General features: G+C 64.7%; 10 protein-coding genes. 4 read left to right on the forward strand and 6 right to left on the reverse strand.

Annotated elements, in window-relative coordinates; all coding sequences use genetic code 11:
- The coding region (locus PTT45_RS14900) for a retention module-containing protein (RefSeq protein ID WP_273814272.1) at nt 1-3,393 on the reverse strand (3,393 nt) is incomplete at its 3' end.
- A 333-nt stretch (nt 3,394-3,726) separates the two neighbouring features.
- Here PTT45_RS14900 and PTT45_RS14905 point away from each other — a divergent pair.
- The 3 genes from PTT45_RS14905 to PTT45_RS14915 all read left to right on the forward strand — a co-directional run bounded on the left by PTT45_RS14905 (nt 3,727) and on the right by PTT45_RS14915 (nt 8,710).
- Nucleotides 3,727-5,076, forward strand: coding sequence for a TolC family outer membrane protein (locus PTT45_RS14905; RefSeq protein ID WP_273814274.1), 1,350 nt, complete (start codon nt 3,727-3,729; stop codon nt 5,074-5,076).
- Between the two features lie 123 nt (nt 5,077-5,199).
- Entirely contained in the window at nt 5,200-7,356 is a 2,157-nt protein-coding gene (locus tag PTT45_RS14910; protein ID WP_273814276.1) for a type I secretion system permease/ATPase, read from the forward strand.
- A 64-nt stretch (nt 7,357-7,420) separates the two neighbouring features.
- Complete coding sequence (locus tag PTT45_RS14915) at nt 7,421-8,710, forward strand: HlyD family type I secretion periplasmic adaptor subunit (RefSeq protein ID WP_273814621.1); 1,290 nt, start codon at nt 7,421-7,423, stop codon at nt 8,708-8,710.
- On the opposite strand, the gene PTT45_RS14920 is transcribed toward PTT45_RS14915, so the two are convergent.
- Complete coding sequence (locus tag PTT45_RS14920; RefSeq protein ID WP_273814278.1) at nt 8,707-9,366, reverse strand: TetR/AcrR family transcriptional regulator; 660 nt, start codon at nt 9,364-9,366, stop codon at nt 8,707-8,709. The two genes, PTT45_RS14915 and PTT45_RS14920, sit on opposite strands and share 4 nt — an antisense overlap.
- Before the next feature lie 51 nt (nt 9,367-9,417).
- On the opposite strand from PTT45_RS14920, the gene PTT45_RS14925 reads away from it, so the two are divergent.
- A complete protein-coding gene (locus PTT45_RS14925; protein WP_273814279.1) occupies nt 9,418-10,518 on the forward strand; it encodes a DUF2855 family protein in 1,101 nt (366 codons plus the stop codon).
- Nucleotides 10,519-10,561: 43 nt separating this feature from the next.
- Here PTT45_RS14925 and mmsB read toward each other — a convergent pair whose 3' ends face one another.
- Genes mmsB through PTT45_RS14945 form a run of 4 tightly spaced genes read right to left on the reverse strand, consistent with a single transcriptional unit; the run spans nt 10,562 to nt 14,583 of the window.
- Nucleotides 10,562-11,446: a 3-hydroxyisobutyrate dehydrogenase gene (mmsB, locus tag PTT45_RS14930; protein ID WP_273814281.1), complete on the reverse strand. Its 885-nt coding sequence runs from the start codon at nt 11,444-11,446 to the stop codon at nt 10,562-10,564.
- 26 nt (nt 11,447-11,472) lie between these two features.
- A complete protein-coding gene (locus PTT45_RS14935) occupies nt 11,473-12,576 on the reverse strand; it encodes an enoyl-CoA hydratase/isomerase family protein (protein WP_273814283.1) in 1,104 nt (367 codons plus the stop codon).
- Between the two features lie 8 nt (nt 12,577-12,584).
- The gene (locus tag PTT45_RS14940) at nt 12,585-13,403 is read right to left on the reverse strand and encodes an enoyl-CoA hydratase (RefSeq protein WP_273814284.1); all 819 of its coding nucleotides are present in this window, start codon (nt 13,401-13,403) and stop codon (nt 12,585-12,587) included.
- A gap of 16 nt (nt 13,404-13,419) precedes the next feature.
- A complete protein-coding gene (locus PTT45_RS14945; RefSeq protein ID WP_273814286.1) occupies nt 13,420-14,583 on the reverse strand; it encodes an isobutyryl-CoA dehydrogenase in 1,164 nt (387 codons plus the stop codon).
- Nucleotides 14,584-14,589 lie beyond the last annotated feature (6 nt).

Raw genomic sequence — 14,589 nt, forward strand, 5'->3', positions numbered from 1 at the left:
ACCGACGGCGTTGGAGGCGGCGTCTTCGGTGAAGTTGTTGACCAGGGTGATGGTCAGGGTCGGTGCATCGTTGATCGGATTGACGGTAATGGCGACGGTGTCGACGTCGGTCAGGCTGCCATCGGTCGTGGTGACGGTCAGCTGGTCAGGGCCGTTGTAGTTGGCGTTTGGCACATAACGTAGGCCGTTGAGTGCGAGATTGATCGAGACCAGGTTGCCGGACAGGGTGACGCTGCCAGTGCCGCTACCGGTGATGGTGACGCCTGGGAAGTTGCCCAGGTTCAGCACGCCATGCTCGACGCTCAGTGTGGTGCTGAGGCTGAAGTTGTCCACGTCTCCGACGGAGATTTTGCGGCCGCCATTGAAGGCCAGCGAGCCATCTTCGTTGACGCTTTGCGCGCCCGGAACAGTGTTCACTGGCGCGTCATTGACCGGAGTGATGCTGAGGTTCAGCGTGGCCGTGCTGGTCAGCGAGCCGTCGCTAAGGGTGTAGGTGAACTCCGGTATTCCGCCGGTGTAGTTGGCATTCGGCGTGAAAGTGAAGGTGCCATCGCTGGCGACTGTCAGCTGGCCGATGAACGGAATGGTGGCGGTGCTGCCGGCCGCGAAGGTGAAGGCGGGCAGGGCGCTGAGGTGGAATCCGGTGACGGTGAGTGCGTCACCTTCGATATCGCTGTCGTTGGCCAGCAGGTTGCCGGTGAAGGGGGTGTCCTCGATGACGACGAAGCTGTCGTTGACCGCCGTGGGGGCGTCGTTGACCGGAGTGATGTCCAGGCTTGCGCTGCCGGGCACCGAGGCACTGCCGTCGCTGACCGTGTAGTTGAAGCTGACCTGGGTGTCGTCGTTGGCCGCTGGCGTGTAGGTCCAGGTGCCATTGCCGTTATCGACCAGGGTGCCGTTGCCGGAAGAGATGGTCAGGTTGCTGGCGGTGAGCAGCGGGCTATCGATGTCGCTGGCATTGCTCAGCAGCTCGGCCTGGGTGATCAGGCGGCCACCGCTGTCTTCCACGATGGGCGTCAGAGTTACCGGGGAGTTGGTCGGCGCATCGTTGATCGGGTTGACGGCAATGGCGACGGTATCGGTATCGGTCAGGCTGCCGTCACTGGTCACGATGGTCAGTTGGTCGGCGCCGTTGTAGTCGGCTGCAGGGGTATAGCGCAGGCCATTGAGCGCGAGATTGATCGATATCTGGTTGCCGGACAGGGTGACGCTGCCAGTGCCACTACCGGTGACGGTGACGCCCGGGAAATTCCCCAGGGTCAGTACGCCATGCTCGACGCTCAGCGTGGTACTGAGATTGAAGTTGTCCACGTCGCCGACGGAGATCTTCCGGCCGCCATTGAAGGCCAGTGAGCCATCTTCGTTGACGCTTTGTGCGCCGGGGACATAGTTGACTGGTGCATCGTTGACCGGAGTGATGCTGATGTTGAGGGTGGCAGTGCTGGTCTGCGAACCGTCGCTGAGGGTGTAGGTGAACTCCGGTACCCCGCCGGTGTAGTTGGCGCCGGGGGTGAAGGTGAAGGTGCCATCACTGGCAACCGTCAACTGGCCGATGAACGGAATGGTGGCAGTACTGCCTGCAGCAAAGGTGAAGGCGGGTAGGGCGGTGAGGTTGAACTGCGTGACGGTGAGGACATCACCATCAACATCGGTGTCATTGGTCAGCAGGTTGCCGGTGAAAGGTGTGTCTTCGACGACAGTGATGCTGTCGTTGACGCCCACTGGTGCATCGTTGACCGGAGTGACGCCGACAGTGATCGTGCTGGTTGTGGTGCCACCGTTGCCATCGGAAATGGTGACGATGAAGCTGTCGCTGCCGTTGTAATCAGTGTTGGGCGTGTAGGTGAAACCACCGGTAGCCGGGTTCAGCACGACGGTGCCATTGGTTGGGTTGCCGGACACGTTGTAGGCAAGCGTGTCGCCATCGACATCACTGGCGACGATCTGGCCGGTGATCGGGGTGTCTTCGTTGGTGGTCAGGCTCTGGTCGCCGCTGACCGGAGCATCGTTGTCTGGAGTGACGCCAACGGTGATCGTACTGGTAGTGGTGCCGCCGTTACCGTCGGAGATGGTGACGACGAAGCTGTCGCTGCCGTTGTAGTTGCTGTTGGGCGTGTAGACGAAACCGCCGGTGGCCGGGTTCAGTGTGACGGTGCCGTTGGCTGGGTTGCCGGACACGTTGTAGGCAAGCGTGTCGCCATCGACATCACTGGCGACGATCTGGCCGGTGATCGGGGTGTCTTCGTTGGTGGTCAGGCTCTGGTCGCCGCTGACCGGAGCATCGTTGTCTGGAGTGACGCCAACGGTGATCGTACTGGTAGTGGTGCCGCCGTTACCGTCGGAGATGGTGACGACGAAGCTGTCGCTGCCGTTGTAGTTGCTGTTGGGCGTGTAGACGAAACCGCCGGTGGCCGGGTTCAGTGTGACGGTGCCGTTGGCTGGGTTGCCGGACACGTTGTAGGCAAGCGTGTCGCCATCGACATCACTGGCGACGATCTGGCCAGTGATCGGGGTGTCTTCGTCGGTAGTCAGGTTCTGGTTGCCGCTGACGGGGGCATCGTTGACCGCAGTGACGGTGCCGCTGACGGTAGCAGTCGAGCTCAGCACGCCATCGGTGATGGTATAGGTGAAGCTTGCCGGGCCGTGGTAGTTGGCGTTCGGGGTGAATACCAGCTGGCCATTGGTCAGGGTCACCGAACCATTGCTGACGTTGACCGAGCCGCCTTCTGAGATGGCCTGACCGTTGACCTGGGAAACGGTCAGGGCGTCGTTATCCAGATCGCTGTCGTTGCTCAGTACATCGATGGTGATGGTGCCGTCTTCGTTGACGGTAAAACTGTCGTTCTGGGCTGCGGGTGCGCGGTTGGGCTGGGTGGTTTCACCGGTGCCGTCGTTGTCGCCGTTGTCCGCGGTCTGGATCAGCGGCTCCTGCTCTTCTTCCAGAGGCGAGCCGTCGAAGCTCAGGCCTGCTGTCTCAAAGCCGACGGTCGGATTAAGCTGTTCGCCGGTTTCATTCAGCATTACGAAGCTATGGCCGCCGCCCGCTGCACCACCCGAGCCGCCACCTGCGCTTGGGCCGGCAGCAGTTGCTTCCAGTTCGGCAGTCGGGTCGAAGCCAGCCGCCAGTGCTTGTTCGAGGTCGGTGCTCTTGTTGTCGCCGGAGTCTGCGGTCGCCTCATCGGTGGCGCTGGTGGTCTGCCAGGTGCTGTTTGCGCCGACTTGAGTGGTCTCGCCATTGGCCAGTTGCAGGGTGGCGCTGCCGCCAGCTTCGGTGATGAGTTGCTCGCCCGCGAGAAGCTTCTCTCCTTCAAATACCTGACGCTTGAATCCGTCTGCCGAAACGGCGAAGACCTGGCCAACGATGCTCTTGATGACGGCGACGATAAGGCTCATGCGTGAGGCTCCTGATGCTGCGTGTCGGGAGGGCACGCATGCATATGAAAAAAGAAAACTTTAGTTGACGTGCGGCGGTTACAGACAATAAAGGGTCGCCATAACTTTGGCGTTATTACTAATCGGAATTGATTATATGCCAAACTATTGACCATCTGGCAGCGATCATAAACAATCGCCACCGCTGATGTCACTTTGATATCGATAAGTTTATTTTGTGAACTGCGTCTCCTTGATGCAGCGGCTTTATCAGCACCGCACACAGGTGCTCATGGACTGCCTAGCACGCTGCGCTTCCCGCCTTGCCAAACTGTAGAAAGGACCTCCTTCGTCATGCGTTTTTCATCGGTCGCTTTGCCGCTCATCTTCACGCTGTCCCTCTCTGCGCAAGCGCAGACCCTGGACGAGGCCATCCGCAGTGCGCTGGAGAACCATCCGGAAATTCAGGCTGGAGTAAATGCTCGCCTGTCCGTCGATGAGCAGATGAATGCAGCCAAGGGGGGATACCTGCCGCAGGTCGACCTGCTCGCCGGTTATGGTCGTGAAGGCACCGATAGCCCGGGTGTGCGTGCTGGTGGCGATCATGGCTACGAAACGCTGACCCGCGGTGAGTCTAGCGTGCGCCTGCAGCAGATGCTGTTCGACGGCTTTGCCACCAGCAGTGAAGTGGCGCGCCAGCGTGCCACCGTGAATGCGCGTGCCTATGAGCTGCTCGGTACTTCCGAGCGCACGGCTCTGGATGTGGTGCAGGCCTACATCAATGTGATCAACCGTCAGGAACTGGTGCGTCTGGCGCAGAACAACCTGAGCAGCCACGAGCGCATCTACGATCAGATCACCCTGCGCAGCCAGCGCGGCGTCGGCCGTACCGCCGACCTCGACCAGGCCGAGGCGCGCCTGGCTCAGGCCCGCAACAACCTGATCACCGAACAGACCAACCTGGCTGATGCGCGGGTCAACTACTTCAGCGTGGTGGGCGCCGACCCGGTCGATCTGAGCGTACCGGCGAATCTCACCGGCCAACTGCCGGCTGACCTGCCAGCTGCCCGCGTGGAGATGTTGTCCAACAACCCGCTGCTGCGTTCGGCCGAGGCCGATGTGAAGGCCACCGAAGAGCAGTACGAGGCGGCCAAGTCGACCTTCTACCCGCGCTTCGATGCAGAGCTGTCGCATGGCGCCGACAACAATATCGATGGCGTCGCCGGTCACTCCAACGAATGGCAGGCGATGGTGCGCATGCGCTACAACCTGTTCGCCGGTGGCAGCAACAAGGCCGACCTGCAGTCCAAGGCGCACCTGACCAACCAGGCCATGGACGTGCGCAACAACGCCCTGCGCGTACTCAATGAAGAACTGGGCCTGGCCTGGAACGCACTGGAGAATGCGCGTCAGCAGCTGCCGATCGCCCAGCAGTACGTCGACTACAGCACCCGCGTGCGCGAGTCCTATCAAAAGCAGTTCACCCTCGGCGAACGTACTCTGCTCGACCTGCTGGACAGCGAGAACGAGCTGTTCACCGCATCTCGTCGACTGGAAGACGTGCGCTACATGGAGCTGTTTACTCAGTATCGGATCAAGGCCACCATAGGCGCGCTGCTCAAGAGCCAGGGTGTGGTCGCGCCGATGGCGTCGATTCCGCTGGATGAGATCCAGACTAAAGCTACGCTCCCTGGTCTGAACTGAGTTTCACGGTGGTCGTCATCTGATGGGCAGGCCGGGCACGGGACAGTAGCTCCTGTGCCTCGTCTGTAGCGACGCGATTCGTGGCTTTGAGTCAGCTTCCTCAGACGCAAGAGTGGACCTCGCGTGGTAGTAGAGAACAATCAGACCCAGACCCATAGCGACCCCCGGGATCGCTATGACGATCCACTGCTGGACAGCCTGCTGTCGCTTTGCGTCCTGCACCAGAAGTCCGTCAGCCGCGCGATGCTCACCGCCGGGCTGCCGTTGCCCGAGCAGCGCCTGAGTGCCGACCTGCTGCCGCGCGCCGCTGCCCGTGCCGGCCTGCAGGGGCGCTGGCTACGGCGCGACCTGCAACAGATCCCCACCATTGCCTTGCCGGCGCTGCTATTGCTGCGTGACGGCCGCAGCGCGCTGCTGCTTGGCTGGGACGAGCAGAAACGTGCCCGTGTGATGCCCTGCGAGAGCGAGGGCGGCGAGGTGCTGGTCAGCTTCGAGGCGCTGAAGGACGACTACAGCGGCCAGGTGTTCTTCGCCCAGCCACAGCACAAGTTTGACCTGGGCCATGGCGAGCTGATCCCGCGCACCAAGTCCTGGTTCCGCGACACCCTCAAGCGTTCGCGCTGGCTATATATCGACGCCGTCGCCGCCAGCCTGCTGATCAACCTGATCGGCCTGGTCACGCCACTGTTCGTGATGAACGTCTACGACCGCGTCGTGCCCAACCAGGCTGCCGCCACCCTGTGGGTGCTGGCCATCGGCGTGACCGGCGCCTTCGCCTTCGACCTGCTGCTGAAGACGCTGCGCAGCCTGTGCCTGGACCTGGCCGGCAAGAAGACCGACCTGATCATCTCGGCCACCCTGTTCGAGCGCATCGCCGGCATGGCGATGAAGTACCGCCCGGCGCGGGTCGGCAGCTTCGCCCAGAACATCCACGAGTTCCAGTCGCTGCGCGACTTCCTCGCCTCGCTGACGATGACCACCATCATCGACCTGCCGTTCACCGTGCTGATCCTGGCGGTGATCGCGATACTCGGCGGGCACCTGGTCTGGGTGCCGTTGCTGGCATTCCCGCTGGCCGCGCTGATCACCTGGAGCCTGCAGCGGCCCATGGCAGAAACCATGGAACGCACCATGGCGCTGGCCGCCGAGCGCCAGTCGAGCCTGATCGAGACGCTGGCCGGCCTCGACGCGGTCAAGGTCAACAACGCCGAGAGCGAGCGTCAGTACCTGTGGGAGCAGACCATCGGCACGCTGAGCCGCCTCGAGCTGCGCGTACGCATGCTGTCCAACCTGGCGATGAACTCGACCATCCTCCTGCAGCAGATGGCCGGGGTGATTGTCATCGTCATCGGCGTGTATCAGATTATCGACGGCAACCTGAGCATGGGTGGCTTGATCGCTTGCTACATGCTCAGCGGCCGTGCGCTCGGCCCGCTGACCCAGATGTCCGGCTTGCTCACGCGTTACCAGCAGGCACGCGTCACCATGGGTTCGGTCAACCACATGATGGACCTGCCGCAGGAGCGCCAGCCCGACGAGCGCCCGCTCAAGCGCCAGGCGCTGCAGGGTGCCATCGAGTTCCGCCAGCTGGACTTCCACTACCCGGACCAGCAACAGGCGGCGCTGAAGAACATCAATCTGGTGGTTCGCCCCGGCGAGAAGATCGGCATCATCGGCCGCAGCGGCTCGGGCAAGAGCTCGCTGGCCAAGCTGATCGTCGGCCTGCACCAGGCCGACGCCGGCAGCCTGCTGGTCGACGGAATCGACGTGCGCCAGCTGGATGTCAGCGATCTGCGCCACAACATCGGCTACGTCCCCCAGGATATCCAGCTGTTCTCCGGCACTTTGCGCGACAACCTGATGTCTGGCGCTCGCTATGTCGAGGACGAGCTGGTCCTGCAGGCCTCCGAGCTGGCCGGCGTGCACGAGTTCGTGCGCTTGCATGCCAAGGGCTACGAGCTGCAGGTGGGCGAGCGCGGACAGAACCTGTCCGGCGGTCAGCGGCAGAACGTTGCGCTGGCTCGTGCGTTGCTGCTCGACCCGCCGATCCTGCTGCTCGACGAACCCACCAGCGCCATGGACAACCCCGGCGAGGAGCGCCTGAAGCAGCGCCTGAACGCGGTGATCGGCAGCAAGACCCTGCTGCTGGTGACCCACCGTTCCTCGATGCTGTCCCTGGTGGATCGACTGATCATCGTCGATCGTGGCGAGATCATCGCCGACGGCCCGAAAAGCGCCGTTATGGAAGCGCTGAAGAAGGGGCAGATCAGTGTCGGCTAAGAACAGCATCAAGAGTTCGCTGGGCGCCTACTTCGGCAAGCGTGCGGGGCAGGGCAACGAGCCCATGCCCGAGGTGAGCAAGGCGTTGATCGAGGACGCGCCACGGGTCATTCGCCTGACCATCTGGGGCGTGATCGCCTTCGTCGCCTTCTGCCTGCTCTGGGCCCACTTCGCCGAGATCGACGAAGTCACCCGTGGCGACGGCAAGGCCATTCCCTCGTCCAAGCTGCAGAAGATCCAGAACCTGGAAGGCGGCATCGTCGCCCAGCTGTTCGTGCGCGAAGGGCAGATCGTCGAGGTGGGCGATCCGTTGCTGCGCCTGGACGACACCCGCTTCGCCTCCAACGTCGGCGAGACCGAGGCCGATCGCCTGTCGCTGCAGATGCGCGTGGAGCGCCTGAGTGCCGAGGTGGCCGGGCGTGAGCTGATGATCCCGGACGAGGTGCGCGAAAAGGCACCTGGCCTCGCGGAAAGCGAGAGCGAGCTGTTCCTCAGTCGCCAGCAGCAGTTGAAGGACGAGGTTGCCGGCCTGGAAGAGCAGTTGGTTCAGCGCCAGCAGGAACTGCGCGAGTTCCTCTCCAAGCAGGCGCAGTTCCGCAACAGCCTCAGCCTGCTGCGCCAGGAAGTGCAGATGTCCGAGCCGCTGGTGGCCGAGGGCGCGATTTCCCAGGTGGAAGTGCTGCGCCTCAAGCGTGCCGAGGTGGAGAGCCGTGGTCAGCTCGAGGCCACGACCCTGGCCATTCCGCGCGCCGAGTCGGCGATCAAGGAAGTGGAGCGCAAGATCGACGAGACCCGCGGCCGTTTCCGCAGCGATGCGCTGACCGAGCTGAACGAGGCGCGTACCGAGCTGAGCAAGATCCAGTCGACCGGCAAGGCGCTGGAGGACCGGGTCAACCGTACCCTGGTCACCTCGCCGGTGCGTGGCATCGTCAAGCAGCTGCTGGTCAACACCATCGGTGGCGTGATCCAGCCGGGTAGCGACCTGGTGGAGATCGTACCGCTGGACGACACGCTGCTGGTCGAGGCGCGCATCCGCCCGCAGGACATCGCCTTCCTGCATCCGGGCCAGAAGGCAGTGATCAAGTTCACCGCCTACGACTACACCATCTATGGTGGCCTGCAGGGCAAGCTGGAGCAGATCGGTGCGGACACCATCACCGACGAAGAAGGCAACAGCTTCTATCTGATCCAGCTGCGTACCGACAAGAGCCACCTCGGCACCGAAGAGCATCCGCTGCTGATCATCCCCGGGATGGTGGCTTCCGTGGACATCATCACCGGCAAGAAGAGCATCCTCAGCTACCTGTTCAAGCCGATCATTCGCGCCCGCGCCGAGGCGCTGCGCGAGCGCTAGGTGCTCTCCAGGGCGCCTAGCAGCAGGCGCTCTGTCTCCTCCAGCCAGCGGCCCAGGCGCAGCTCGTCGAGCTGGCCGAGCGCCGCGTAACGGCGGCCGCCCCAGACCATCAGGAATAGCGCTTCGACCGTAGCCGTCGAGGCGGGGCGGGGCAGGTCGCGGCAGTTGGCGAACACCTCTTGCCACTTGCCGAGCAGCTCCTCGTAGGCCCGCTGGTGATGCCTGGGTTCGGCGACCTGTGCCTCTAGTTGCGCTACCTCGAAGGTGAACAGCTGGCTGATTGGCTCGTCCGGGCTGCAGCTCAGCCGTAGCAGCAGGCTGACACGGCTGCGCCAGTCCAGCTGCGGCGCGATCACCTGTTCATCGATGCTGCGCAACAACTGCTCGATGCTGTGGCGCACGTAGCCGGAGAGCAGCGCCTGCTTGTTGGGGAAGTATTCGTACAGGGTGCCCACGGCGAAGCCCGATTCCAGTGCTACTGCGCGGGTGGTGACGGCTGTCCAGCCGTCGCGCTGCCAAATCCGAACGAAGGCCTGGTAGATGGCCTCCACGGTGAACTGCGCGCGGGCCTGCTGCGGGCGCTTGAGCGGCTTGGTTCTGGGCTTTTGCCCTGGCGCGATGGCTGCGCCGCGGTTTCCGAACCCCTTCCTGTCCATCGCCCTCTACTCTGTTGGCTCATCGTCAGTCGACCGCCAGAGGACCCGCAAATGACCCAACTCGTCAAGGCCAGCCGCCTGCTCACGCGCAAGGGCGAGCTCGACCAGAGCCGTATCGACAGCTTCGACTTCGACCTGAGCGTGGCGCCCGGCGAGATCATCCTCAGGCCCGATCACTTCGCTCTGACCACTAACAACATCACCTATGCGGCGTTCGGCGACTCGATGCGCTACTGGGACTTCTACCCGACCGGCGAGGCCGAGTGGGGGCACATGCCTGTATGGGGCTTCGCCGATGTGGTCGCCTCGGCGGTCGAAGGCATCGAGGTCGGTGCGCACTACTACGGCTACTACCCGATCGCCAGTTACACGCGGGTCAAGGCCGAAGCCTCGCCGCGCGGTTTCCGCGCACTGGATGCGCATCGCGCCGAACTGCCGACGCCCTACAACCAGTACGCCCTGTGCGCGGCCGATCCCTACTACAGCCCCGAGCACGAGGACCTGCAGGCGCTGCTCAAGCCGCTGTACCTGACCTCGGCGATGCTCGCCGACTTCCTGGTCGACAACGACTTCTTCGGCGCCCGGCGCCTGCTGTTCTCCAGCGCGTCGAGCAAGACCGCTTATTGCACGCTGTTCTGTCTGGAGGAGTACGACATCGAATGCATCGGCCTGACCTCGCGCGGCAACATTCCCTTCGTCGAGCAGCTCGGCTGCTATGACAGCGCCCTCGCTTACCAGGACCTGGAGTCGCTCGATGCCAGCGTGCCGACCATCTACGTCGACTTCTCCAGCGATCTGGCCCTGCGTGATCGGGTGCATGCGCACTTCGCCGACCAACTGGCCTACAGCTGCGTGGCTGGCTCGGCGCAGAACACCGAAGAGGCCGAGTACAAGGCCGCCAGCGGGCCGGAGCCGAAGATGTTTTTCGCACCGATCCAGATGCGTAAACGCAATGTCGACTGGGGCTCGGGGGGCGTCTCGCGCTATGTCGGCGAGGGCATGGTGAAGTTCTATCAGCGGGTCGAGGCCAGCGGCACGCAGCTGGTCGAGGTGGTGCGCAGTGAGGGCTTCGCTGCGGCGGCGGAGATCATCTCCGGCCTGGTGCATGGCCGCCTGCCGCCGCAGCAGGGGCAGATCGTCCGCCTGCGTTGAGGCGCTGCGAGCGTGGCGGGCTGGTCGCCACGCTCGCTAGTGCTTATTCGACGAACAGCTTCTGCACCGCCGAGAAGTCCAGCTTGCCGTCGCCCTGCTTGAGCAGCATGCGATAGATCTGCAGTGCCAGCGCGCCCATCGGTGTGCTGCTGCCGGTGGCCTGCGCCGCCTCCTGGGCCAGGCCCAGGTCCTTGGTCATCAGCTCGGCCATGAAGCCGCCGCTGTAGCCCTTCGACGCCGGCACGTTCTCCATCACCCCCGGCCAGGGGTTGTACTTCTCCAGGCTCCAGTTGCCCCCAGAGCTCTGCCGCATGATCTCGGCCAGCACGGCCGGATCGAGGCCACTGGCCACGCCCAGGGCCATGGCCTCGGCGGTGCCGATCATGTGTACGGCCAGCAACTGGTTGTTGCACACCTTGGCCACCTGGCCGGCGCCATCGGGGCCGGCGTGGAAGATGTTCTTGCCCATGGCGGCGAGGATCGGTCGGGCTTTCTCCAGGTCTTCTGCTTTGCCTCCGACCATGAAGGTCAGGGTTCCAGCCGCGGCGCCTGCGGTGCCGCCGGAGACCGGCGCATCGAGCAGGGCGATGCCCTTGGCTGCCGCTGCGGCGTGAACCTTGCGCGCCGAGTCCGGGGCGATGGTCGAGCACTCCAGCACCAGGGTGCCGGGGACGATCTGCTGCAGCAGGCCGCTGTCACCCAGGTACAGGCCTTCCACATGGCGGCTGGCGGGTAGCATGCTGACCACCACGCTGGCGCCCTTGATCGCCTCGGCGGCGCTGGCGGCGGTCTTGCCGCCGTCCTGGGCGAAGGCGCTCAGCGCCTCGGCGACCAGGTCGAAGGCGGTCACGGCGAAGCCGTTCTTCAGCAGGTTGCGGGCCATGGGCAGGCCCATGTGGCCGAGGCCGATGAAGGCGATCTGAGTCATTGTTGTTGTTCTCCTCAGGTGAGTGTCTAGAGATCCGCCAGCGGGTGCTCGCCCTCCCAGACCGGCGAGAAGTGCGCCTCGATCACCGCCGGCGGAATGGTCGCCGGGTCGGGCCAGTGCCACTTCGGCGCCTGGTCCTTGTCGATCAGACGGGCGCGCACGCCTTCCGGGAATTCCGGGTGGCGGCAGCAGTTCAGGCTCATGGCGTATTCCATGCGGAACACCTCGGCCAGCGACAGGTGGCGGGCGCGGTGGATCTGCTCCCAGACCAGGTGCGCGGTCAGCGGGCTGCCACCTGCCAGGGTCTTGGCGGCGCGCGCCAGTGGCAGGTCGTCGTCGTTGTGCAGGGCAGTGAGGGCGTGCCAGGCGGCGGGCAGGTCGGCAAGGTCGAGCAGGGCGTCGATGCGTTCGCGGCGCGGCAGCCACTGGGCCGGCGGCAGGTCCGGGCGGGCCTCGTGCTCCAGGGCACGCAGCAGGCTGTTGAGCTGCTCCGGCGCCTGGTGTTGCCAGTTCATCTGCACCAGGCCCTCGACCAGCGTGTCCTGCTGCTCGTCACGCAGGAAGCGGTCGGCCAGGTCCAGGTCCAGGGCGTCGCGGGCGTTGATGCTGGCGGCGGTGAGGCCGAGGAACAGGCCGAGCTTGCCCGGCAGGCGGGCGAGGAACCAGCTGCCGCCCACATCCGGATACAGACCGATGTTGATCTCCGGCATGCCCAGGCGGCTGCTCGGGGTGACGATACGGATGGCCGCGCCCTGCATCAGGCCCATGCCGCCGCCCAGCACGTGGCCATGGGCCCAGCAGATCAGCGGTTTCGGGTAGGTGTGGATGCGGTGGTCGAGACGGTATTCGTCGGCGAAGAAGCGGCGCGCCAGCGGCGGCACCTCGCCGGGATGTTCGCGGCACTGCTGTACCAGCTGCACCACGTCGCCGCCGGCGCAGAAGGCCTTGGGCCCGTTGCCGCGCAGCAGCACGCAGGCGATGTGGTCGTCCTCGGCCCACTGCTTCAGCTTGGCGTCCAGCGCCTCGATCATCGGCAGGGTCAGGGCGTTGAGGCTCTTCTCCGCGTCCAGGCTGGCGATGCCGATGCGGAAGCCGTGCAGGGCGGGGCGTTCTTCGAAATGCATGTTCATGGCGTTGGTCACTTGTTGCGCCACTGCGGGTCGCGTTTCTCGAGGAAGGCGTTGACGCCCTCGCGGGTGTCGTCGGCGTCGAACAGGTCGACGAAGCGCTCGCGCTCCTCGGGCAGCCAGGTGTTCGGGCCGCGCTCGCGGGCGCCCTGGATCAGCGGCTTGATGGTGCGCACCGCCACCGGGCTCTGCCGCGCCACCTTGGCTGCCAGCAGCAGGGCGGTGCCGCGGGCCTCGCCGCTGTCCACCACCTGCTCGACCAGGCCGATGCGCAGGGCGGTCTCGGCGTCGATGCGCTCGCCGCAGAGGATCATGCGCTTGGCCCAGCCTTCGCCCACCAGCCAGGGTAGGTTCTGCGTGCCGCCGGCGCAGGGCAGCAGGCCGACGGTGGCTTCCGGCAGGGCCATCTGCGCCTGGCGCTCGGCGATGCGGATGTCGCAGGCCAGAGCGCATTCCAGGCCGCCACCCATGGCGTAGCCGTTGATCGCGGCAATCGATACGCCGCGGAAGTCGCGCAGGGTCTCGAAGGCCTCGCCGAAGCGCCGCGCCATCTCGCGGGCGCGAGCCTTGTCGCCGTCGGCGAACAGGTTGAGGTCGGCGCCGGCGCTGAAGAACTTGCCGCCCTGGCCGGTCACCACCAGCGCGTAGACGTCGTCGTCGCGGTTGAGGTGCTCGACCACCTGCTTGAGGCCGATCAGCGAGTCGCGGTCCCAGGTGTTGGCCGGTGGGTGGTTGATGGTGATCAGCGCGGTGTGGCCGTGCTTCTCCACCGTCAGCTTGTGAGTCAGGTCGAACATGCCGGGGTTGTAGGGTTCGATGGCTGTGGTCATGAATGGTCCTCGTGGCTTACAGCAGGCGATCGAGCATGCCGCCCTGGTTCAGCAGGCGGCGGGCGATGATCACCCGCATGATCTCGTTGGTGCCTTCCAGTATCTGGTGTACGCGGCTGTCGCGCACCCAGCGCTCCAGCGGGTAGTCGTTGAGGTAACCGTAGCCGCCGTGCAGCTGCAGGGCCTCGTTGCATACCGTGAAGCAGTGGTCGGTGGCGAAGCGCTTGGCCATGGCGCAGTACAGGCTGGCCTCGCCGTGGCGGTTATCCAGCCTGTGGGCGGCCAGGCGCACCATCTGCCGGCTGGCGGTCAGGTCGGTGAGCATGTCGGCCAGCTTGAACTGCAGGGCCTGGAACTCGCTGAGCTGTTTGCCGAACTGCTTGCGCTCCTCGACATAGCGCAGGCTCTGCTCCAGCGCCGCCTGGGCTGCGCCCAGCGAGCAGCTGGCGATGTTCAGGCGGCCGCCGTCCAGGCCCTTCATGGCATAGACGAAGCCCTGGCCCTCGGGACCGATGCGGTTACCGGCGGGAATGCGCACGCCCTCGAAGGCGATGGTGCGGGTCGGCTGCGCCTTCCAGCCCATCTTGTCCTCGTTGCGCCCGTACTTCACGCCCTCGGCATTGGCCGGCACCAGGAAGCAGGAGATGCCCTTGGCGCCGTCCTCGCCGGTGCGTGCCATGACGATCAGCACATCGGTCGATCCCGCGCCGGAGATAAAGCACTTGCTGCCGTCCAGCACGTACTCGTCGCCGTCACGCTTGGCGCGGGTACGCAGATGGGCAGCGTCGGAGCCGGCGTCCGGTTCGGTCAGGCAGTAGGAGGCCAGCAGCTCACCGGTGGTCAGCCCGGCCAGCCAGGTATCTTTCAGCGCCTGGTCGGCGAAGCTGGCGAGCATCCAGGTGGCCATATTGTGGATGGTCAGGTAGGCCGTGGTGGCCACGCAGCCGGCGGCGAGCTGTTCGAAGATCAGCGAGCTGGTCAGCCGCGACAGACCGAGGCCACCGTCATCCTCGCCGATGTACAGGGCCAGGTAGCCCTGCTCGGCGGCGCGACGTATCACTTCCACCGGGAAGTGATGTTCGCGGTCCCAGTCGGCGGCGTGTGGCGCTAGTTCCCGCGCGGCAAAGGCGCGGGCGCTGTCGACCAGCAGGCGTTGTTCTTCGTTCACCTCAAAGTCCATAGGCTC

It is taken from the genome of Pseudomonas sp. Gutcm_11s (assembly GCF_028649395.1).
Taxonomy (GTDB): Bacteria; Pseudomonadota; Gammaproteobacteria; order Pseudomonadales; family Pseudomonadaceae; genus Aquipseudomonas.